The sequence below is a fragment of the Pararhizobium sp. IMCC3301 genome (genome assembly GCF_030758315.1).
Classification (GTDB): Bacteria; Pseudomonadota; Alphaproteobacteria; order Rhizobiales.
Genome location: NZ_CP132336.1, coordinates 4,005,343 through 4,026,457 on the forward strand (window position 1 = coordinate 4,005,343; position 21,115 = coordinate 4,026,457).

Consider the following 21,115-nt stretch of genomic DNA (forward strand, 5'->3'; position numbering starts at 1 on the left):
TTTGCCTTATTCTTTATCCGGTGTAATCTATGCCAGATGAAAAGATGCTGATCAGTCAATGATTTGCCATCATCTGCAAGAGCGGATTATTTGGTGCCGACAGACAACCCGAGAGACAGCAAAACGCCTTTGCCACGGGACCGCGAAGGTGGTCTACGCTCGGACGATGCATCGTCATTCCGGCATGGCGGGGCTGCGCCCGCAACGGGCGGCCCGGACAACACGGGTTCCCCCAGCATCCAACCGGTTCGCCCGCAATCGAATGTTCCGTTCACAGAACAGTCTCAACAGGGCCTGCCGTCCATATCGGATGGCCCGTTTGGGGGCGTTCAGCACGACCATGACGCAACTCGCTCACCGCCGGCTGGCGAGCCGCGATCTTACTCCGATGCAGGACTTGACGGGTGGTCGCAAAATGAGGCCGGACCCGGTCTGCAGCCAACTGTGCCGCAAACGATGCCACCCCTTCAGTCTTCCGCTGTCCCCGAACCAGAATACAGCGAGGCTCCACACTACATTGCGGCACCGGATGCCGATGAGCCGCCGGGCACCGGCGAGCCGCACTGGGAGGGCGCATATCAGCAGCCTTCCGGAGAATCAGCTTCGGGACCTGATTTTCAGGCCACACAGTTCCAGAATTTACAAGGCCAATACTCTCAGGACCCGGATGTATTAGCGCCATCAGGCGCAGCGGCAGTTTCCTCCGGCCAGAACGAAGCCACAGGACAGGCTGCCGGAAAAGCTGGCAACAAGCCGGGTCCGCGCCGGGTGAAACGTGGTTCAGCGCGCAAGCCTTTGATCATCAATCCCTGGATGCGGCAGCTTGCCTATGTCGGCGGCGGAATCATCGGAGTGTTTGTGCTGGTAGTTTTTGTGCTGCCGTTTTTTCTGCCAAGCGGGACCATCGCCCGGGAAGTGTCCCGGCAGGTCGAACAGGCCACCGGGCTGCAATTAAGTATTGAAGGCCCGGTTTCTGTCGGCGTGTTTCCCTCGCCCCGCTTCAGCGCCGCAGATGTGATGATTTCAGCAGATGGCGAAAGCAGCATTTTGCGTGCCGATAGCATTCGGTTCGGCATCAATCTGGCTGCCATTTTTACCGGGAATGTGCGGTTGGATGAAGTAACTCTGGATCGCCCGAGCGTCGATCTGGTGGTCGATGAGAGAGGCCGTGCCGGTTGGCTGCAGGCCAGCACTGCAGCCGGCCTGAGACCAGGTTCCGACCAAAACGATGCCGTGGTCGTGGAAGATACCGGAAGCGCACTTCAGGCCCTGGACCGTCTGCAGATCGATGCTGTGACGATTCGCGACGGATCGATCCGTTATCAGGATTTGCGCGACAGGACGGATCATCTGGTCAGTGGGATTGAGCTGAACACGGCACTGACCTCACTCGACGTGCCGATGGTTGTGGATGCTTCCTTTGTATTTCAGGACCAGAAATTTGCCGTCAAGACGCAACTCGATGAACCACGCGCCGCCATTGAGCGTGGACGCTCGGCGCTCGATATGTCTGTAAATGGCAGCGTACTGGAAGCATCGCTCGGCGGTACAGTGGATTTTGCTCTCGGTCCGGCCTTCGGAGGCCAGTTTGTCTCCAGCATCCCTTCTGTCGCCGCAATGGCGGCCTGGCTTGGAACGGAGCTGCCCGAAGATACCACAGGTCTGGACAGCATCCGGTTGTCCGCCGAACTGGCCGCGTCGCCGGTTTCCGTTGAAGTCACCGAATTTGCCCTGATGGTCGGCGAGGAAACCGTTGAAGGAACGCTGCGTGCGGACTTGACCAGTGACATTCCGGCGCTCTCTGGCGATCTTGTGTCACAGGGCGTCGACGTCGGCACCCTGATGTCGGCCGTCGGCCTGGCGGGAAAAGGCCAGCCGTCGCTGGACGGTTCCCTGATCATCGATCTGCAATTCGCCGCGCAGGGCATGGCTGCCGATCAACTGATGACAAGTCTGAACGCCAGAGGCTCGCTGGGATTGCGCAGCGGCTCCATCTCCGGCACCGGCCTTGGCCTGGCGTTGGGCGAAGCGCATGCAGACACCATCAGCAACATCACCGCAAATATCACCATCAACACGCTTGATACGCCGATTGGCTTGCTGGGTCAGGCCGACTGGCGTGATGAACGCTTTGAGATGAGTGGACAATTTGGTGCCGGACAGATGCTGTCAAACGGGATGGGTCCGGCCCAGTTTGGCATTAACTCCCGCAGAGTGTCCGCCGGCATTGAGGGGACTTTTACCCAGACCGGGGATTTCAACGGCAATGTGACGGTGGAAACCCGTTCCGTGCGCAATCTGCTGGCTTGGTTGAACCAGCCGATAGGCGAGGGCGGGGGGCTCGGACCATTCAGTTATACCGGCAAATTATCGCTCAGCCCGGGTGCCGTCAATTTTGAAAATGCCCGTATTCTGCTGGATGGAACTGAAGGCACCGGCAATGGCACAATTTCGTTTTCCGGAAGACCGCGTCTTGAGGCCCGGCTGGCACTGCAACAACTTGATCTCACGCCCTATCTTTCGAGAGGTCCGGCTGCTACGCGCCACCCGGTGCCAAATGGCAGTAATCTTCCGGGCATCGACCAGGAGGTAGATCCAAGCTGGAGCAACGCCCCGATCGATCTGGCGGCTCTTTCCGGCATGGATGCTGATCTGACGATCAGCGCCCGCGAGTTGATCTGGGACGACATCCGCACCGGTGCCACTAATATGGTGGTAGCGGTCAATGATGGCGTGATGACCGCAGATCTGACGGAAATGCGGCTCTATGGCGGTCGCGGTGCCGGTCGTTTACGGATTGACGCCTCCGGCGAAATTCCTGTTGTTGCGATTAATTTTGATCTGTCCTCGCTTGATGCCTATCCCTTCCTGCGCGATGCGGCACACTTTACCCGGCTGGAGGGTATCGCGGATTTCAGCATTGCCTTGAAAACCCAGGGCCGCAGCGAATTGGGACTTGTCTCCGGCCTTGATGGCGAAACCCGGATGATGTTTGCCAATGGCGCGCTGCGCGGCGTCAATATCCCGAAAATGGTCCGCACCCTGTCAGCACGCACATTACTGGGTTGGCAGACCAATGAGCAGGAAAAGACCGATTTCAGCGAATTTTCCGGTTCATTCCAGTTTGCCAACGGGCTTGGACGCACCAGAGACATCAGGCTGATCGGACCCCTGATCCGTGCCACCGGAGCCGGTTCCATCGATCTTCCGGCGAAGCGGCTGGAAATGCGGTTTGATCCGCGCGTTGTCGCGTCTCTTCAAGGCCAGGGCGCAGCCCAGGATTTTGCCGGTCTGGGCGTTCCCATCGTCGTGGAGGGCGCGCTGGACCAGCCGCGCATTTATCCCGATATTGCCGGTATTCTGGAAAATCCTGATGCGGCTCTGGAACAGTTGCGCCAGTTTGGCGGTGGCCTGGCAGCCCTCAGCGATGACGGCGATGCGCTGCGCGATCAGGTGCGCGAGCGAACCGGTCTGGATGTCAATCAGATCATGCGCGACGGGCAGCTGGATCGTGACGCCGCCATTGGTCAGGGTGCAGATCTGCTCGGCCGGCTCATTGGCGGAAATCAGAGCCAGACCGGTCCTGGTTCCGATACGCGGCAGCTGGGTCCAGGCGGCACTCCCGTGCCCAGACCCGACCCGCGCGGATCGCTGGTGCGCACCGCCACACCGGTCAATGCGTCGCCACGCTTCATGACACCGGCGGAAGCGCGCAGAGCAACTGGAGGCCGCGCCACAGTGTCCGGCGGCGGAGCCAGTAATACCAGCACGACAAGCACTGGCAGAGCTGCAGGCACGGCACCGGCACCATCCGGCAATGGCGGCCCGATAGACCTGCTCAATTCGGGTCGGACATCAACACAGGACGTCTTGCCCGGCAGCGGCAATCCGCCCGGACCCGCGCCCAATCCGGTAGAAGGGCTTTTGCGCCGCGTATTTGGACGTTAGATCAGCAGGGACCGGGCTGCAAATGCCGACAACAAATACAATCTATAGCGCAATTCCAACCACAATCTTCGAGGTCATGAGCCGTCTTGCCCAAGCCCATGATGCGGTCAATCTGGGGCAGGGCTTTCCCGATGTCGATGGGCCTCTGGAATTGCGCGAATTCGCCGCCGAAGCGCTGATACGCGGCCCAAACCAGTATCCGCCCATGCTTGGCCTGCCGGCGCTGCGCCAGGCAGTCGCTAAATCCTATGCCCGCTTTCAGGGACTGGAAATTGACTGGCAGAGTGAAACCATCATCACCTCCGGTGCGACCGAGGCCCTGTCGGATTGTATCAACGGTCTGATTGAACCGGGCGATGAAGTGGTGCTGCTGGAACCGCTATATGATTGCTATGCGCCTTTGGTGGAGCGCGCCGGCGGGATTATCAGGCTGGTGCGGCTGGAGCCGCCGGATTGGGAATTGCCGTTGCAGGCTTTGAGCCGGGCGTTTTCCGGCAACACCAAGCTGCTGCTTCTCAACAATCCGATGAATCCCGCAGGCAAAATGTTTTCACGCGCTGAACTGGACGCGATTGTCTCGCTCTGCCAAACACATGATGCCTTTATTATTGCCGACGAAGTCTATGAACATCTGACATTCGATGACCGGCGCCATATATCCATTCTCGCCGTGCCACAGGCGCGGGAGCGGTCTGTTGCCATCGCTTCGGCGGGCAAAACCTTTTCCATGACCGGATGGAAGGTCGGCTCGATTACCGGCGCTGCCCATCTGATCGAGCCAATCGCCAAGGCGCATCAATTCACCACTTTTACAACGCCGCCGCATCTGCAACTCGCAGTGGCGAAGGGGCTGGACCTGCCCGACAGCTATTTTGCCGGCATCAAGGCGGATCTGGCGGCAAAACGCGACCGAATGGCGGCGGGTTTGAGCGAACTCAAATTCAAAGTCGGCGCATGCCAGGCGGCGTATTTTCTCAACGCCGATTTTTCAGCGCTGAATATCGCTGAAAATGATGTCGATGCCTGCCAGGCTATGGTTCGCGATGCAGGGGTGGCGGCTGTGCCGGTGTCGGCGTTTTACCGCGGTTCCAATCCGCCGCTCAGCTTTGTCCGCTTCTGCTTTTGCAAACAGGATGCGGTACTGGATGAAGCCCTGGAACGTCTGGCCGGATGGCTGAACGGCGCGGCATGACAGATTTCACACACCAAGCCGGCCGAACCCCGGTAGTTTGAGGGCCGGGTGTTGCCAGTCGATGCCTGCCACGAGGCCGAGGATATTCACTTCAAGTCCTTCAGGTCCGCCAATTGAAAAGCCGAACAATCCCTTGACCGAAAACTTCAATCCGTTTTCGCTGGCGGTAAACCAGCTGCCATCTGCAAGATAATCCTTGCCGACAGCCGTCGGCGGCAGGCTGAGATTAAGCTCCGGTGTTTCGCGCAAGATAGTGGCAACAAAGGTGTTTGAATTCGGCCCCGGCCAGATGCTGTAATCGCCGCGCGCACCATAAGGATAGCGCGCCACTGCCGCGCGCACTTTCGGGATCAGCGCCTCTGCCTCATCGCCGCTGATGGTTCCCACCAGCATGGGCTCATTACCATACCAGCGGGCATCGGCGGCATAGGCATTTTTCCGGATAGGCGCACCCCAGCCGACAACTTCATAGCGCTCCCAGGAACGTGCATCGCGATCCTTGACGACAATCCAGCTGTGAACCGCAAAAATGCCTTTCCAGCGGCCGGTCCGGGCAGCATAGACCGAGATCGTCGCCTCCGGACTCTCATTGGCATTGGGCAGAATGGCAGCACTCGACCAGTCGGCATTGCGCCAGCTTGTCTCCCAGCCCTTGGACCAGAATACGGCACCATGTACGCTGAGCGGCAGCAAAAACAGAAATGCGAAAAACAGCGACAGATATTTCGTTGAGTTGCCGAGAAATTTCAACATGGTAACGCTAATTCGATTACTGACCGGTACTGCCGAATTTTATGCTGGCCAATTACGCCGATTTGAAGGTGAGCTGATATGATCCGGATTGACGAGATACGCGGTGACCGGGTTGAAAGCACGCATCATTGCTCGCTTGCCGTGGTCGATGCCGACGGCCATCTGGTCGCCGAATTCGGCGATATATCCCGCCCGGTCTATCCAAGATCGGCTGTGAAGCTGATTCAGGCCTTGCCTGTGCTGGAAAGCGGAGCCGCCGACGCATATCATTTCTCTGAAGAGGATCTGGCCTTGTGCTGCGCCTCGCATTCCGGCGAAGACCGCCATGCCGCACGCGCTGCCGCCATGCTTGAAAAACTCGGATTGGATGAAACCGCGTTGCGCTGCGGCCCGGACTGGCCATTTGATCCGGCAATTGCAAGATCCTACGCGGCAGATGGAGGCGTTCCACGTCCCTTGCGGCACAATTGTTCCGGCAAGCATTCCGGGTTTCTGTGCCTCGCCTGTTTCCTGAAATGTGACAATAAGCAGTATCAGTTGCCGGACCACGAGGTGCAGCGCCGTGTCACCGCAGCGCTGCAGCAGGTCTGCGGATTTGAGTTGACGGCTGCACCGGCGGTCGATGGCTGCTCGATACCGACACATGCCATTCCCCTTCGGGCGCTGGCGCACGGCTTTGCGCGCCTGGCAACAGGAAACGGGCTTGGTCCGGAGCGGGCTGCTGCAGCAAAACGCCTGTTTGCCGCCTGCATGAACCACCCGGAACTGGTTGCCGGAGTGAACCGCTTCGACAGCCGCATCATGGCCGCAGGAAACGGTCGGATACTGGCCAAGATGGGAGCGCAGGGGGTTTATTGTGGTGCCTTGCCCGACAAGGGGCTGGGTTTTGCGGTGAAATGTCATGATGGCGCAGTCGTGCCGGCGGAAATCGCATTCGGAGCTGCCATTGCCGCGTTCCATGGCACGGTGATGCAGCATCAGGACAGGCAGCCTGTCCTCAGCGCTGTCGGCAGAATGGTCGGACAGATTGCTCCGGACCGTGATTATTTCAATTAGGCCCGTCGCTTGCTCATGCAGAGATGCGGTTGCCGGTGGCTTTTTCAAAAAAGTGCAAATGATCGGGATCAGGTTCAAGCATGAGCGCAGCACCGGCTTCGGGACGATAATTGCCAGCGACAATGCTTGTCAGCAACTGCTCTCCTGCCTGGGCAAATATATGGGTCTCGGAGCCGAACAGTTCGGCATCTTTGAAACCGGCGGCAAACCCTGTTTGTCCCGGATGCAGGTGTTCCGGCCTGATTCCGAGCAGCAGTTGCTGCGCGGGCTTCAGATGCGCGGTTACGGAATCGGGCAGGTCAACGATACTTCCGTGGTCGCTGCGGAAAACCAGACCACCATTGCCGGCTTCAATCCGGCCCTCAATGAAATTCATTTCAGGAGAGCCGATAAACCCTGCGACGAATTTATTGACCGGCGTCTGATAAAGCTCCAGCGGGGTTCCAACCTGCTGGACAATCCCGCCATTGAGCAGCACCACACGGTCAGCCAGTGTCATCGCCTCGACCTGATCGTGGGTGACATACACCGATGTCGCGCCCACTTTGCGGTGCAGATCGCGGATCTGAAGCCGCATTTGCACTCTGAGTTTTGCATCAAGATTGGACAGCGGTTCGTCAAACAGAAAAACCTGCGGACTGCGAATGATGGCACGGCCCATCGCCACCCGTTGACGCTGCCCGCCGGATAATTCTCCGGGCTTTCTGTCGAGAAGATCGCTCAGTCCGGTCATTTCAGCAACGCGCGCGACATCCTTCTTGATCTGCTCGGGATCTTGGCGGCGAATTTTAAGCGGAAATCCGATGTTTTTGGCGACGCTCATATGCGGATAAAGCGCATAAGACTGGAACACCATGGCGATGTCGCGTTCCCTTGCTTCCAGATTGTTGATCACCTTGTCATTGATGGACACTGTGCCTTCGGTGATGGATTCCAGTCCGGCAATCATCCGCAGCAGCGTGGATTTTCCGCATCCCGATGGACCGATCAGGACGATGAATTCGCCATCGGTGAACTGCAGATCGACACCGCGCAAGACGTTGAGATTTCCGTAGTTCTTGCCGATATTCGAAAGACTGACATTTGCCATGAGCGGCTCCTATTTGACCGCGCCGGCGGTCAGGCCGCGCACAATGAATTTCTGACCCAGAAACATGAGAAGGATGGCCGGTACCGAAGACAAAACCGCCGCTGCCGCCATCTCACCGTGAAGGATTTCATATTGCCCGGCATAGGAGGCAATCGCGACCGGGATGGTCATGGTGTCCTTTGCCGTCAGATTCAGCGCAATGCCGAATTCACTCCATGAGAATATGAATGCCAGAAGGCCTGATGCGATGAGACCGGGCGCACACAGCGGAAGCAGGATCAGCCGGAATGCCTGGGTGCGTCGGCATCCATCGATCATTGCAGCCGCTTCCAGATCGCGCGGGATATTGCCAAATGCGGTCATCATCAACCATATCGTCATCGGCAGATTGATCACGATATGGGTGAGGGTCAGCCCGGTCAGGGTATTATACAATCCCCATTCCCTGAAGATCAGGTACCACGGTCCGACAAGCGTTATGGGAGGAATAATGCTAAATATCAGGGTCCATGCCAGGAAAATCCGCTTGAATGTGACGGCCCAAGTGCGCCATGCGAGCGAATAGGCCGCCAGCGTGCCGACCACCAGCACAAGAGCGGTGCTGGCAATCGCGACCGTAACACTGTTGCCCATATTTCGGATGAAATCGGAGCTTTTGCCAAACAGCACCTGCTGGTAATTTGCCAGCACCGGAGTAAAGGGAAACTGCGCCGTAAGAATCGTAATCTGGTATTTCAGCGAAATCGTTATGATCCACAGAAACGGCGCGATGATGAGCGTCAGGGCGAACCCAACAATTGCCCATAATGCGACGGTTTTCCAGGGCTTCCTGACCATCAGCTGCTCCTTAAATAGCGACGTTGGGCAAGCGCAAAGACACCGAGATAGACGCACACAAGCGCTATTGTGATGAGCGCCAGCAGCGCGCCATAGCCAAGCTGGTTTTGCTGGAAGAACACTTTGTAGACATAGAGACTGACAACTTCAGACGATGTGCCTGGCCCGCCTGACGTCAAAAGGAATATCTGGTCAAAGACTTTGAATGCGACGATTGAGCGGAACACAAACGCCACAATCAATGCCGGCCACATCAGAGGAACAATAATGTATTTCAGGGTCTGCCAGTAGCTTGCGCCATCAATATTGGCAGCTTCCACAACATCCGTTGGCAACGCTTCAAGGCCTGCAAGCAGGATCAGAAATACCAGCGGTGTCCAATGCCATATATCAACAATGATCACCGCCAAAAGGGCAGTGCTTGTCGAGCCCAGCATGTCCAGAGCCGGCAGGCCCAGACTGGTGATCAGCGAATTGATAATTCCAAAATCCGGATTGTACATCAGCCGCCAGATATTGCCGATAGCGACCGGCGGGATCAGGATCGGCAAAAGCATGCCGGTGCGGACCAGGCCACGGCCTCTGACCAGTTCGCTTACGGCGAGGGCCAGGGCAAACCCGAGGAGCATTTCGAAGCTGGTTGAGACAATCACGAAGATCAGCGTATTCATCAGTGCCCTGCCGAAAATCCAGTCTTTCGAGAGTTTTTCGACATTGTCCCAAAACGCCGGTTCGCGAACGATTTCGGCGTTTTCAAAACTGATCTTCGACGTGCTCATATAGCCAAGTTCGAACGCGGGATAGATGGTCAGCGCCAATAGCAGGATCGCAGCAGGAACAATCGCGAGCAGCTTGAAATTCCTGTCAACAAAGGCCCACAAGGGTTCAAGGCGAAATTTGGTGTTGGTCACAATGCAATCCAGATCGCTGTAAAAATATAGGGATACGCCGGAATCCTGTGGGGGGATGGATTCCGGCGTATCGCAGGAGCCGATGGGAGTTTTCGGCTTCTGTTGCTGGCCGTTAGAGTGGCGGCAGCTTACCGGTCTTGCGGCCGGTGCCGTTCAGGATTTCAAAAATATCATCCGCCGCCTGATTGAGCGCTTCCGTTGCCGTCAGTTCACCGATCAGAGCCTGATTCAACCGCAGACCGATCACTTCCTCAACCTGGGCGCCTTCAGCATATTGCAATACCTGTGAGGCTTTTTCGGCGGTGTCCGCATAAGGCTTCATCCAGCGAAAACGGTCTTCGTCAGACAGCGGCCCTCTGAGGACATTGGTGTTGACCGGAATTCCGCCGCCCCTGGCATATTCGGTCTGCGCCTGTTCTGTCAGGAAGTATTTGATAAACTCCATGGCAGCCTGTTGACGGGCGTCCGAAATGTTGCGTGGAACCCCCATTTGCCACGAGCCGAACACCGGGTGATGCTCGCCATCCGCCGGCCTTGGAAAGATCGTGAAGCCGATCTTCCCGACGACGGCAGATTTCTGGGGATCATCCATCTGGGCCTGCGCGGCAACTACGATCCCGGCCTGGGCCGCCTTGCCGGTGAGCACTGTCTGGATCATTTCGCCCTGACCAACCGAGCCCGGGTTCTGAGTGCTGCATGAATTCAACAGGTTCAGGAAATTGTCGAGAGCCTTCTTGTTTTCAGGGCTGTTGAAGGTGACCGTAAAGTCGCCGTTCTCCGGGTCCTGCAAAATCGATCCGCCATAGCCGAGCATATGCGGCATGAAGGCAAAACGGATCGGATTTCCGCGCTCGCCCCGTTGCACCGCGCCGTATGAGTCGGGCGGATTGTGGTTGGCCTTACAGGCGGCGAACACATCGTCCCAGGTCACGGGCGGTTTCTCGATCAGATCGGTGCGATAATACCACAGATGGGAGTTGGCATTTGGCGAAAAAGCCATCAGCGTGCCACCATCTTCGGTGGGCCAGTTCTTTTCCGCATTCCAGTAGATCAGACCGTCATTGGTGATGGTGCCATCCGGCAGGGCAAAATTGGCGTCGATTTCGTTCAATGGTTTCAGGAAGCCGCCGGCGTAGAATTCGACGACCCAGGGTCCATCAAGATTTACCAGATCATACGAGCTTTCACCGCCGCGAACCGCATTGCGTGCTTTTTCCAGAACACCCGGATAAGGCGTGCGCTCGATATTCACAGTATTGCCGGTATCAGCCTCATATTTCTCGACGACAGCTTCAAACCCGCCATACCATGGCGAATTATTGATCAGGATTGTTATCGGTTCCGCCGCGAATGCGGAACCTGCCAGCATGGCTGCGGTGATTGCAGCCAGGCTCGTTCCGGTAAGTCTGGTGATAAAACGTTTCGATGTCATGTTTTCCTCCCTTTTGGAATTTCAGTTGTTTCCCCGAATATCCTTTGCGGCTTCGGGGTGGTTCAAGCCAAACCAGTCGTAGAAATCGGCTGGGCATTCATGGCTGGACAAGATGCGCAGAGCGGCTGCTGTCATTCGATTTTCGATGTCAGGATCGTGGATCGGATGTTGCTGCAAAGGGTCCTTCTCCGTGTGGTAGAGTTTGGTCCCGACATCCTGAAAAGCATTGCCGTCAACACAGGGAATCCGGCGCGCATCTGTCAGCGCGTCGATACGCATTACCGGTGCACCTTTGGTAAACCCGAAACTGCGATCCAGCTCCGCGCTTGCCAGTTCCTTCGGCTCCATCAGGGACCTGAGATGCGTCGGCATCAGGGTATATTCATGAAGTCCGGGCGCCTGAATGTCTCTGGGGTAAAGATAGAAATCATAGGTCCCGTCAGAGATGCCCATAGGGCCGCCAAACATCGAAAACAGCGCATATTCCGGCTCATCGGACTGGCCGGCGTCGAGGTGGCTGAGAGCGGATCTTCCCTGAACTTCCTCCGGAACGGCAACATCATGCAGGTCAAGTATTGTCGGCATCAGATCATAGGTCTGGGTGATGTTTGACACCCGGTTTCCTGCAGCGGAGGCGCGTCTTGGATCATGGATGATGAGCGGGATATGCGAGATTTCCCGATAGTAAGGTTGCAGATTCTTGCCCCACCAATCATGTTCTGAAAGCAGCAATCCATGATCTGTGGTGACGATGAGCGCCGTGTCTTCCCACATTTCATGGGCGTCCATATAGTCGATCAACTCGCCGAAATAGGCATCACACATGGCAACAAGCGCTGCATAATTGGCCCGAATTTCCGCGATTTCCTCTGGCGATTCCGTGACTTTCCCGTAATTCGGCCAATTCAGAACCTTGCCGTCCCAGCCTTTTGAAAAATGCTGTTTGAAACGTTCGGGCGCGTCAAACGGCTCGTGCGGATCAAAGCATTCTAGATGCAGAAGCCAGTTATCTTCGGTTCGATTTGTATCGAGAAACTCAAATCCGGCTTCAAAGCAGCGCGGGCCGGGCATATCGGTTTCTTCGGGCATCCACTGTTTGTTGATAACGTGCTGCAGACGCAGCCGGTGGGGATCATTGACCCGCCCGTCACCGGACAGATTGTAGCTTTTTTGCGACATTTTTTCGCGAAACCGCTCCATCGGCGGCTGCACCATCGCTTTCCAGGGATCGTTCTCCTGCCCACGGATGAAATCATAGCTGGTAAATCTGGAATGATAGGTCAGCCCGCCATCTTCGAAATAATGCAGATGATCCGTGACCAGATGAGAATAGACACCGGATTGTTTCAGCAATTCCGGGTATGAATTGTCAAAAGGCTCCAGCGGGCCCCAGCTTCTGTGCATGAAATTCAGCCGGCCGGTATGCAGGTCCCGCCGTGCCGGCATGCAGGGCAGGCTGCCGACAAAGTGATTGTCATAGGTAATGGCGCGGCTGGCGAACCGGTCGAAATTCGGGGTTGGTATGTCGGTTCCGCCATAGCAGCCGAGTGCAGTGCGGTTGAGGGAATCAAACAGACAAAAAATGGTACGCATTATTCTCCCCGGGTTGGGAGATGTTTGTATCGAATTATGATATAGATGAATAATTGAAATTTGCGAAGTGATATAGGAATGGCAAATATATCGGATCGTTATCTGATTCTGGTGAAACGTTTCGTGACGGTTGCTGAAGTCGGGTCGATCCAGAGGGCGGCAGTTGAACTGGGCCTGTCGCAACCCTCTTTGACGCAATCCATCAAACGGATTGAAGAAATTTTCGAATGCAAATTGTTTGAGCGCACCAAGCGCGGCGTGATTCTCACTTTGACCGGCGAAAAGCTTTTTCACCGGTCGAAATCAATTCTGAAGTACAGCAACCTGGCGCAGGAGGAAATTTCCGACATTGTCGACGGCAGAACCGGGTCACTGAAATTATCGGGAGGTACGGCCTGGGGAACCTGTTTCCTGCCCTCAATCATTCGCGATCTGCAGCAAAAATATCCCGAACTGAAAGTGGAACTGGACATCACACTGACGCATCTGGGCCGTGAAAGGCTTTACCGGGGCGAGCTGGACCTGTTTGTCGGTGCCATTTTCGGAAAACTCAATTCGCCCGAAGGTTTCACCCATCAACTGCTCTGCAAACAGCATTATGCGCTGGGATGCGGACCAGGTTCACCGCTGGCGAATGCCAAATCGGTTTCGTTCAGGGACCTCGCGAAATTGCCGGTTGTGATTTATCATGATGACGAGCTTTTAATGTCGAATGTCATCAACCGGATTGAGAGCGATCATCAGGTCCGTCTGAATGTCGCGGTCCAGACCAAGTCCCTTCTGGCTGCCCTCCAGATCGTCCGCGAAGGACCCTACATCTTTTTTATGGCAGAGACGTTTTTGCAACAATATTCGTCACTGGGCATTCAAACCGTAAAACTGCAGGAACCTCTCTATGAATTTGATACGGCGATGTTTTACAGAGAAAGTCTGCGTCAGACCGAGCCGTTCAAGCATCTGCTGGCGGCCTTGCGCCAGTTCCAGCAGTAAGGTGGGGTTGCGCAACCGGGATCTGGTCACTCGTCCCAATTGACCGCACCGTGGTCTGTTTTCACGGAGACCGAGTGTGGCGAAACACGGTCGCAGAACACGATGACATTGAGGCAGTCGTGACGGGCACTTGGCACGACAAGTCCATCATACTCCAGAAAATGCGCGACCTCACCAATGTCCTGAGATCGAGGATATTCAACTTGCCGGTCGTGATAGGATAATTGGCCGTAGCGGCTGGTGTCCAATCCGACTTTGGCAAGCGCTTCGAGATCAAGCAGTTTTAATGCCCGGTCCATGGCGATCTCTATTTCGAAAAGCCTGTATGACACAAGCGAGGGGAACACCGGTTGGCCGCGCATAATGTGAAATTTTAGTTCACTAATAGCGCCGCGGCGCGCGGCAGACGTATAGAGAACATCGAAAGTGCCATCGTCCCAGCGGCCTCCGGAACGCGAACATTGTGTGGGATTTCGGCCCGCCCGAGTGACCCGCCAAACTGTCCCGTGAAAGGCAAGCGGTTCGACACCTTCAATCGCATCAATGACAGCGCTATCGCGACGTTTGCGGGTCCTGGTCATAGACTACAGAAAAACTTCATTCTCGAGGCGATCAATGACTTTCAGAACGTCGATCGCGCGATCATCATGGATGAGATCAATTGCTCTTTCGCCGTCAAGCTGAGGATGCCTGGCATAGAGCCAGGTGCGAATATCTTCCGAGGTATAATAGTCCCGCAAACGGCCGACGACATAATGCAGATCAGACAGGATGAGTTCGTTGCGCGGTTGCGGTTTGATATCTCCGGCCTTCCAGCGCGATACCGTTGCTTTTGACACTTCAGTTATATTGGCGATATCCGTTCCCTTAAGTCCGCCATCGGTGTTTAGCTCATCAAGAAATCTTGGAACCGTTTTGAGGGACGTATTCATTGATTTGCTCTCCGTATCAAGGTCCAGACGTATTGGGAGGCTGAACCGGCACTGCACGATTAAATGTAATTTATCTGATCCCCGATAGTGTCAGCCCACTTGCCCGATGTGCGGCATCGCGCTGCATTGACTGCTTCGCTGGAGGACCTGATCTGGATCATCAAATTGTTCCATGGAACCACAAGGAATTTCGCATTCATGTTCCATCAAAAAAATATATGAAACATGAATGCAATAATCAAGGAAATTAACCCGGTAACCAGCGCCTCGCTCAAACCTCTCGCGAAAGCAACGCCTCAAACAGCCGGTCAGCAGCACTGCCGGGCTGGAGCTGGCCGGACCGGACAGCGACTTCCAGCTGGTGCGACAGCGCCTGCAATTCGGGCCGGTCCTGCAGCGCGGTCCGCAGCCGTGTGTCGAACATCGACCACATCCAGCCGACCCGTTGTTGCTCGCGGCGCTGCTGCCATTCGCCGGAGGCGGTCATCCGGCTCTGAAACAGCAGAACCTGGTCCCACAGCGCATCAACGCCTGTGTCCTTCAACCCGGAAAATGTCAGCACCGGCGGCGACCATGTCGGACTTCTCGGCGAGAGGATATGCAGGGCGCTGCGATAATCTGCGGCGGCCCGTTCGGCGGCCATCCGCCCCTCGCCATCGGCTTTGTTGACGGCAATAATGTCGGCGATTTCCAGAACGCCTTTCTTAAGGCCCTGCAGATCGTCGCCGGCACCGGGCAGCATCAGCACGAGAAAGAAATCAACCATGTCGGCCACACTTGTTTCCGACTGTCCGATGCCGACGGTCTCCACAAGAATGACGTCGAACCCGGCCGCCTCGCACAGCAGCATGCTTTCCCTGGTGCGCGCCGCGACGCCGCCCAGCGTTCCGGCGGCGGGCGAGGGGCGGATAAAGGCATCCGGATTGGCCGCCAGAGTGTGCATGCGGGTTTTGTCACCCAGGATCGAGCCGCCGGTCCGGCTTGACGAAGGGTCGACGGTCAGAACCGCGACCCGGTGTCCGGCAGATGTCAGCCGGTTGCCAAGCGCTTCAATGGTTGTGGATTTTCCCACCCCCGGAACACCGGTAATGCCCACGCGGATCGCATCGCCGGTTTTTCCGGCCAGCCGATCAAGCAGTGCGCGCGCCGATTTGCGGTGGTCGCGGCGTTTTGACTCAACCAGCGTGATGGCCCGCGCCAGCACCATCCGGTCACCGTCCAGAATGCCAGTCTCCAGGAGTTTTATGTCGGTCATTCAATCTGCCGTTTCGGCTTTTCAGTTTGGCGATGGAAGCACAAATCCTGTGCCGGTTCGGTGGCAAAAGTCACTCAGGAAGCAGCCCTGCCATATCCGCGCCGTTTGTTCAAATCGGTAAGAAGTTTCTCCGCCGCCTCGGCGATGATCGTGCCCGGTGGAAAAATGGCGCTGGCGCCGGCCTCATACAGGGCGTCAAAATCCTGCGGCGGAACGACGCCGCCGACAACTACCATAATATCGTCCCGACCGGCTGCGTTGAGTGCCTCGCGCACCGCCGGAACCAGCGACAGATGGCCAGCGGCGAGGGACGAAACACCGATCACGTGAACGTCGTTTTCCACCGCCTGACGGGCGGCTTCCTGTGGTGTCGCGAAGAGCGGGCCGACATCCACATCAAAGCCAAGATCGGCAAAGGCGGAGGCGATCACCTTCTGGCCCCGGTCATGGCCGTCCTGACCGACCTTGGCCACCAGGATACGCGGACGCCGCCCGTCATCGCTTTCAAATTGGGCGGTCATTTCCAGTACGGTGCGGACCTGTTCGTTCATAGCTCCGACCTCCTGCCGGTAAACCCCTGAAATGGTTTTGACCTCGGCGTGGTGACGGCCAAAGGTCTGCTCCATCGCATCGGATATTTCGCCAACTGTGGCCCGCGCCCGCGCCGCCGCGATGCAGGCCGCCAGCAGGTTGCCCGATCCTGCCGCCGCAGCTGCCAGATCGTCCAGTGCCGCCTGCGTTTCAGCTTCATTTCTGTTGGCGCGCAGCCGGTGCAGTTTTTCAAGCTGCTGGGCGCGTACGGATTTGTTGTCAACCTTCAGCACCTCAATCGGCGGGTCGCTTTCGGGACGGTATTTGTTGACGCCGACGACAATCTGCTGCCCGGCATCAATCCGCGCCTGCGTTCTGGCGGCGGCTTCCTCAATGCGCATTTTCGGCAGACCCTGCTCAATCGCCTTTGCCATGCCGCCGAGCTCTTCAATTTCGCGAATATGTGCCAGCGCCTTTGCGGCCAGATCATGGGTCAGCTTTTCTACGAAATATGATCCACCCCAGGGATCGATGGTTCGTGTCGTGCCGCTTTCCATCTGCAGCAGCAATTGCGTATTGCGCGCAATCCGGGCAGAAAAATCCGTCGGCAGGGCCAGCGCTTCATCCAGCGAATTGGTGTGCAGCGATTGGGTGTGGCCCTGGGTGGCGGCCATCGCCTCGACGCAGGTTCTGGCCACATTGTTGAAAACATCCTGTGCCGTCAGCGACCAGCCGGAGGTCTGGCAATGGGTGCGAAGCGCGAGCGATTTGGGATTTTTCGGTTGAAATTTTTCCGCCAGCAATTGCGACCACAACAGGCGTGCGGCGCGCAGCTTTGCAACTTCCATGAAAAAATTCATGCCCACCGCCCAGAAAAACGAAAGCCGTGGCGCAAACACGTCAACATCCATGCCGGCGCTGATCCCGGCATCGATATATTCCAGACCATCTGCCAGCGTATAGGCGAGTTCCAGATCAGCCGTGGCTCCGGCCTCCTGCATATGATAGCCGGAAATCGAAATGGAGTTGAATTTCGGCATCTCCCGGCTGGTATAGGAAAAAATATCAGCGATGATCCGCATCGACGGTGCGGGCGGATAAATATAGGTGTTGCGCACCATGAACTCTTTCAAAATGTCATTCTGAATGGTTCCGGTGAGGTCTTTTTGGGCAACGCCCTGTTCTTCAGCGGCAACAATATAAAGCGCCAGAACCGGCAGAACGGCACCGTTCATGGTCATTGAGACCGACATCTGGTCCAGCGGAATTCCGTCGAAAAGCTGTTCCATATCGAGTATGGAATCGATTGCAACACCGGCCATGCCAACGTCGCCTGCCACCCGTTCATGGTCACTGTCATAGCCGCGATGGGTCGCCAGATCGAAAGCGATCGACAGGCCCTTCTGACCTGCGGCCAGATTGCGCCGGTAGAACGCATTGCTTTCCTGGGCTGTGGAAAATCCGGCATATTGCCGGATCGTCCAGGGCCGCTCGACATACATAGTGGGGTAGGGGCCGCGCAGATAAGGCGGCAGGCCCGGCCATCCATCAAGATGGCTCAGTCCCTCGATGGAATCCGGCCCGTTCAGCGCAAAAATGTCGATGCCTTCCGGCGTGGTCCAGATGCTGTTTTCAACGGCCGGCACTTCATCGGGAATGTCAAAACTGATTGCGGTAAAATCGGGAAATCTCATCGCACCCGCTCCTCCAGCAGCGACAGGGTGGTGTCGAGCACCGCAACTGCATTGCAACCGCTGAAAATCCTGTCATCGACGCCTGCCAGATCATGCCGGCCTGCGAGCAGAATGTGTTGCGCCCCTTCTGTTCTCAAGCCGGATACCAGTGTGCCCGCCGCACTGTCATAGTCATCATCTGAACCGCACAGGCAGACGATGGGCGTCTGATCGGCCTGATAGGTATTGATGTCGCCATCCACTGAGAGTGCCAGACTTGTTGTGTTCAGACCGCCGGCGGTAAAAAAATCGCTGGCAAATCCTTCGCGGGGCTTGTGGCGTTTCGGCTCTCCCAGACAGATCAGCAAAACTGCTGCCTCCCGGTTGAGCGACAGAGCCTGCGCCCGGCAGCACAGATGCTCAAACAGCAGGCTATCACGCAGATCACCAAAATCTTCATCCGCAGGCTCAAGCGGACGCGACATCAGCGTATCGAGTACCGGTTCATCGAGCCTGGCGAAATGGCTGTTGCCGATAGACACGATTTTGCGTGATGCCATATCCGCCAGCCGGACGGTCCGGCTGGATTTAATCATCGCACGCGCGCCGCCGCTGTCGGTAAAGGCGAAAAATCCGCCTGCCGCTTCGATGCTCTGGAAATGGTTCCAGGCCTGTTCCGCCAGGGAGCGGGACAGCGCGTCATAGATGCCGGCTCCGGCCGCCGGGTCACTGACTTTGCTAAGGTGGCTTTCTTCCTGCAAAATGAGGCTGATATTGCGTGCAACCCGTCTGGCAAACCGGTCCGGCAGCCCCAGCGGCTGGGTATGCGGCAGCACCGTCACACTGTCCGCGCCGCCAATGCCGGCAGAGAAGGCGGCCACAGTATTGCGCAGACTGTTGGTCCAGGGGTCGCGCCGGCTCATCATCCGCCAGCTGGTCGTAGCATGCAGGTGGAGCGGGATGCTGCCGGTATTGAGGACTGCGGTCAGCTTGCGCCACAGCAGCCGCATGGCGCGGAATTTGGCGACAGTCTCGAACTGGTCCGCATCGCAGCTCAGACCAGCGCTCCAGCGCGTGGCGGACAGGCCTGTGTCCGGATGGACCTCGCTCGCCGTCCGCATCATGGCCACGAGCTGGCCCAGCGCCAGACCCAGTTCTACTGCGGCGCTTGCGCCTTTATTGTGCCATCGGGTGGCATCGGCGATCAGGCCTGCCTGCGGCGCAACCGCTCCCTTTACGCCAGGCAGCGCCAACTGGAAACTGAACGCCGCATCCAGCTTTGCCGGGTCATAGCCGCGTTTTTTACAAATCCCGGTCCAGCGGTGGAACTGCTCCAATGTCATTCCTTCAAAGCGAAGGCTGGTGGCATCGGCAAGGACATTCTGCAACACCATTTCCAAGGCGGCATCGTCGTCGATTTCGATGCCGAAACCATGGGCCGAAGCCGCACCGGCCAACACCAGGACAGCGCCGTCGGCTCCCTGTTCCAGATCGCTCAGCAATTGCCTGTTGGCCTGTTGCGGCGAGGGATGATCCACGCGGGTAAATGTCTTCCAGGGCCGGCCGTGTCTGCCGCAAATCGACGGTGCCATGTTCGAATGGTCGGTCAGGGGATAGATCGGTGGAATGACAATCCCGTCGGCAGTGCACGCGCTTAGGTGTTGCAGGGCTTCTTCGCGCGATGCGGCAACCGTGCTACGCGTCACAAGGTCCAGCCATTTGCGGCCCTGCGGCTCGGCTTCGATGATCTTGCGCAGAGAGGAATCTGCATTCGCCATATTACGCTCTGGGATTGTCAGCTGGAGGAATTTGTGCGGTCACGATAAAGCCGCCGACGAAGCCGGGCAAGCCCAACCAAGGTCGGGTCGGTTATCAAAAATGCAAGGGCGCGCTGCGACCGGCAAGAAGGCGCCGCCGCAGCGCCGCCTTCGGTGATAGCAAGCAGGGAAATCAGTAGGTCATGGTTGGTGGCAGCGCTTTTGCCTGAGCCACCCATTTCTCGACAGATTTTTCGCTTGGCACCAGCCGCACAAGTTTCTTTGCCGCATTCACTTCGGCCATCTTGGTGGCCAGGTTTGCCGCGTTGCGGTTGCGCAATTCCTTGACTGTGTCGACGCCGGCCGCTTCCAGCAATTCGGAATATTCCTCGGCAACACCCTTGATCCGCATCAGATCGCACATATTCGCCCATTTCAGGATCTGCGATGCATCAAGACCGGATTCTTCCGCCACCGCCTTGCGGCCTTTCGGATCCTTGGCCCGGTCGAGCAGCGCTTTGGTGGTGCGAATACCAATTCCCTGCAGCTTCTTGGCGTAGGCCGGCCCAATGCCCTCAATGTCGATGATGGAATACGATGACATGCTAATCTCCCTTGGTAGTACGCCGAAGTGGAATCGCCCTTATCGGCATGAATTAATCGCTATCAGATAAATTGGCTGAGTCCTGGAATGGAGCGGACAATTTCGTCCACCGTTTCACGCCCTGCCTTTTCTCTGGAATAGTCCAGAGTTTCCTTGGCGACGGTCTGGACTTCGCCCATTTCAAGGCCAAGTCCGGTCAGTTCATTGAACACCGCCATCACCCCTCCGCCGCCGAACATACCGCCCAGAAGTCCGCTTCCGCCAGCGCCAGAATCGCTGGTATCCACCATTTCTCTGGCACCGGGAACCGCATCCAGCAGTTGTTTGATTTCCGGCTCGGGTCCTTCTTTTGCGAGAAAACTTAAAATGATGGAGACCGCCTGCCGGGCGATATCTTCGTTGATACCTGCCTTTTCGGCTATTCGGAGAATCAGATCCTGCATATATACTCCTGGTGGTAAACCGATATGCGCCGGTTGCCGGTGAATCTGTGAAGTATGACACTATTTGGCTACAGAATCAGCGCCATGACAAGGGGCTTTCACCGGCAATTTGGTCAAA

General features: G+C 56.9%; 17 protein-coding genes. 4 read left to right on the top strand and 13 right to left on the bottom strand.

Annotated features, from left to right (window positions below):
- The first annotated feature begins 456 nt into the window (after positions 1–456).
- Together RAL88_RS19185 and RAL88_RS19190 are read left to right on the top strand one after the other, a co-directional pair.
- Complete coding sequence (locus RAL88_RS19185; protein WP_306265645.1) at positions 457–3,948, top strand: AsmA family protein; 3,492 nt, start codon at positions 457–459, stop codon at positions 3,946–3,948.
- Between the two features lie 22 nt (positions 3,949–3,970).
- Positions 3,971–5,140, top strand: coding sequence for an aminotransferase (locus RAL88_RS19190; RefSeq protein WP_306265646.1), 1,170 nt, complete (start codon positions 3,971–3,973; stop codon positions 5,138–5,140).
- 6 nt (positions 5,141–5,146) lie between these two features.
- On the opposite strand, the gene RAL88_RS19195 is transcribed toward RAL88_RS19190, so the two are convergent.
- Positions 5,147–5,893 carry a DUF3750 domain-containing protein gene (locus tag RAL88_RS19195; protein WP_306265647.1) on the bottom strand — a complete coding sequence of 249 codons (747 nt, stop codon included), beginning with the start codon at positions 5,891–5,893 and terminating at the stop codon, positions 5,147–5,149.
- A gap of 78 nt (positions 5,894–5,971) precedes the next feature.
- Here RAL88_RS19195 and RAL88_RS19200 point away from each other — a divergent pair, with 78 nt between their 5' ends.
- Positions 5,972–6,949 (top strand): asparaginase, encoded by a 978-nt coding sequence (locus tag RAL88_RS19200; RefSeq protein WP_306265648.1) that lies wholly within the window; start codon positions 5,972–5,974, stop codon positions 6,947–6,949.
- A gap of 13 nt (positions 6,950–6,962) precedes the next feature.
- On the opposite strand, the gene RAL88_RS19205 is transcribed toward RAL88_RS19200, so the two are convergent.
- The 5 genes from RAL88_RS19205 to RAL88_RS19225 all read right to left on the bottom strand — a co-directional run bounded on the left by RAL88_RS19205 (position 6,963) and on the right by RAL88_RS19225 (position 12,812).
- Positions 6,963–8,039, bottom strand: a complete 1,077-nt coding sequence (locus RAL88_RS19205; protein WP_306265650.1) for an ABC transporter ATP-binding protein — start codon at positions 8,037–8,039, stop codon at positions 6,963–6,965.
- Positions 8,040–8,048: 9 nt separating this feature from the next.
- Positions 8,049–8,876 carry a carbohydrate ABC transporter permease gene (locus tag RAL88_RS19210; RefSeq protein WP_306265652.1) on the bottom strand — a complete coding sequence of 276 codons (828 nt, stop codon included), beginning with the start codon at positions 8,874–8,876 and terminating at the stop codon, positions 8,049–8,051.
- Positions 8,876–9,787 (bottom strand): carbohydrate ABC transporter permease, encoded by a 912-nt coding sequence (locus tag RAL88_RS19215; RefSeq protein WP_306265654.1) that lies wholly within the window; start codon positions 9,785–9,787, stop codon positions 8,876–8,878. Before RAL88_RS19215 ends, RAL88_RS19210 begins: the two co-directional genes overlap by 1 nt.
- Before the next feature lie 112 nt (positions 9,788–9,899).
- Complete coding sequence (locus RAL88_RS19220; RefSeq protein ID WP_306265655.1) at positions 9,900–11,219, bottom strand: extracellular solute-binding protein; 1,320 nt, start codon at positions 11,217–11,219, stop codon at positions 9,900–9,902.
- Between the two features lie 21 nt (positions 11,220–11,240).
- A complete protein-coding gene (locus tag RAL88_RS19225) occupies positions 11,241–12,812 on the bottom strand; it encodes a sulfatase (RefSeq protein WP_306265657.1) in 1,572 nt (523 codons plus the stop codon).
- A gap of 78 nt (positions 12,813–12,890) precedes the next feature.
- Here RAL88_RS19225 and RAL88_RS19230 point away from each other — a divergent pair, with 78 nt between their 5' ends.
- On the top strand, positions 12,891–13,802 hold the full coding sequence (locus RAL88_RS19230; RefSeq protein WP_306265659.1) for a LysR family transcriptional regulator: 912 nt from the start codon (positions 12,891–12,893) through the stop codon (positions 13,800–13,802).
- Positions 13,803–13,828: 26 nt separating this feature from the next.
- On the opposite strand, the gene RAL88_RS19235 is transcribed toward RAL88_RS19230, so the two are convergent.
- The 7 genes from RAL88_RS19235 to RAL88_RS19265 form a co-directional block, all read right to left on the bottom strand.
- Complete coding sequence (locus RAL88_RS19235) at positions 13,829–14,383, bottom strand: RES family NAD+ phosphorylase (protein WP_306265661.1); 555 nt, start codon at positions 14,381–14,383, stop codon at positions 13,829–13,831.
- Between the two features lie 3 nt (positions 14,384–14,386).
- Complete coding sequence (locus tag RAL88_RS19240; protein ID WP_306265663.1) at positions 14,387–14,734, bottom strand: antitoxin Xre/MbcA/ParS toxin-binding domain-containing protein; 348 nt, start codon at positions 14,732–14,734, stop codon at positions 14,387–14,389.
- A 271-nt stretch (positions 14,735–15,005) separates the two neighbouring features.
- A complete protein-coding gene (meaB, locus tag RAL88_RS19245) occupies positions 15,006–15,989 on the bottom strand; it encodes a methylmalonyl Co-A mutase-associated GTPase MeaB (RefSeq protein ID WP_306265665.1) in 984 nt (327 codons plus the stop codon).
- Positions 15,990–16,063: 74 nt separating this feature from the next.
- A complete protein-coding gene (scpA, locus tag RAL88_RS19250) occupies positions 16,064–18,214 on the bottom strand; it encodes a methylmalonyl-CoA mutase (RefSeq protein WP_306265666.1) in 2,151 nt (716 codons plus the stop codon).
- A complete protein-coding gene (locus RAL88_RS19255) occupies positions 18,211–19,971 on the bottom strand; it encodes a methylmalonyl-CoA mutase family protein (protein ID WP_306265668.1) in 1,761 nt (586 codons plus the stop codon). Before RAL88_RS19255 ends, scpA begins: the two co-directional genes overlap by 4 nt.
- A 172-nt stretch (positions 19,972–20,143) precedes the next feature.
- Positions 20,144–20,554, bottom strand: a complete 411-nt coding sequence (locus tag RAL88_RS19260; protein WP_306265669.1) for a DUF4332 domain-containing protein — start codon at positions 20,552–20,554, stop codon at positions 20,144–20,146.
- A 62-nt stretch (positions 20,555–20,616) separates the two neighbouring features.
- Complete coding sequence (locus RAL88_RS19265; RefSeq protein ID WP_306265671.1) at positions 20,617–20,997, bottom strand: DUF2267 domain-containing protein; 381 nt, start codon at positions 20,995–20,997, stop codon at positions 20,617–20,619.
- Between the last annotated feature and the right edge of the window lie 118 nt (positions 20,998–21,115).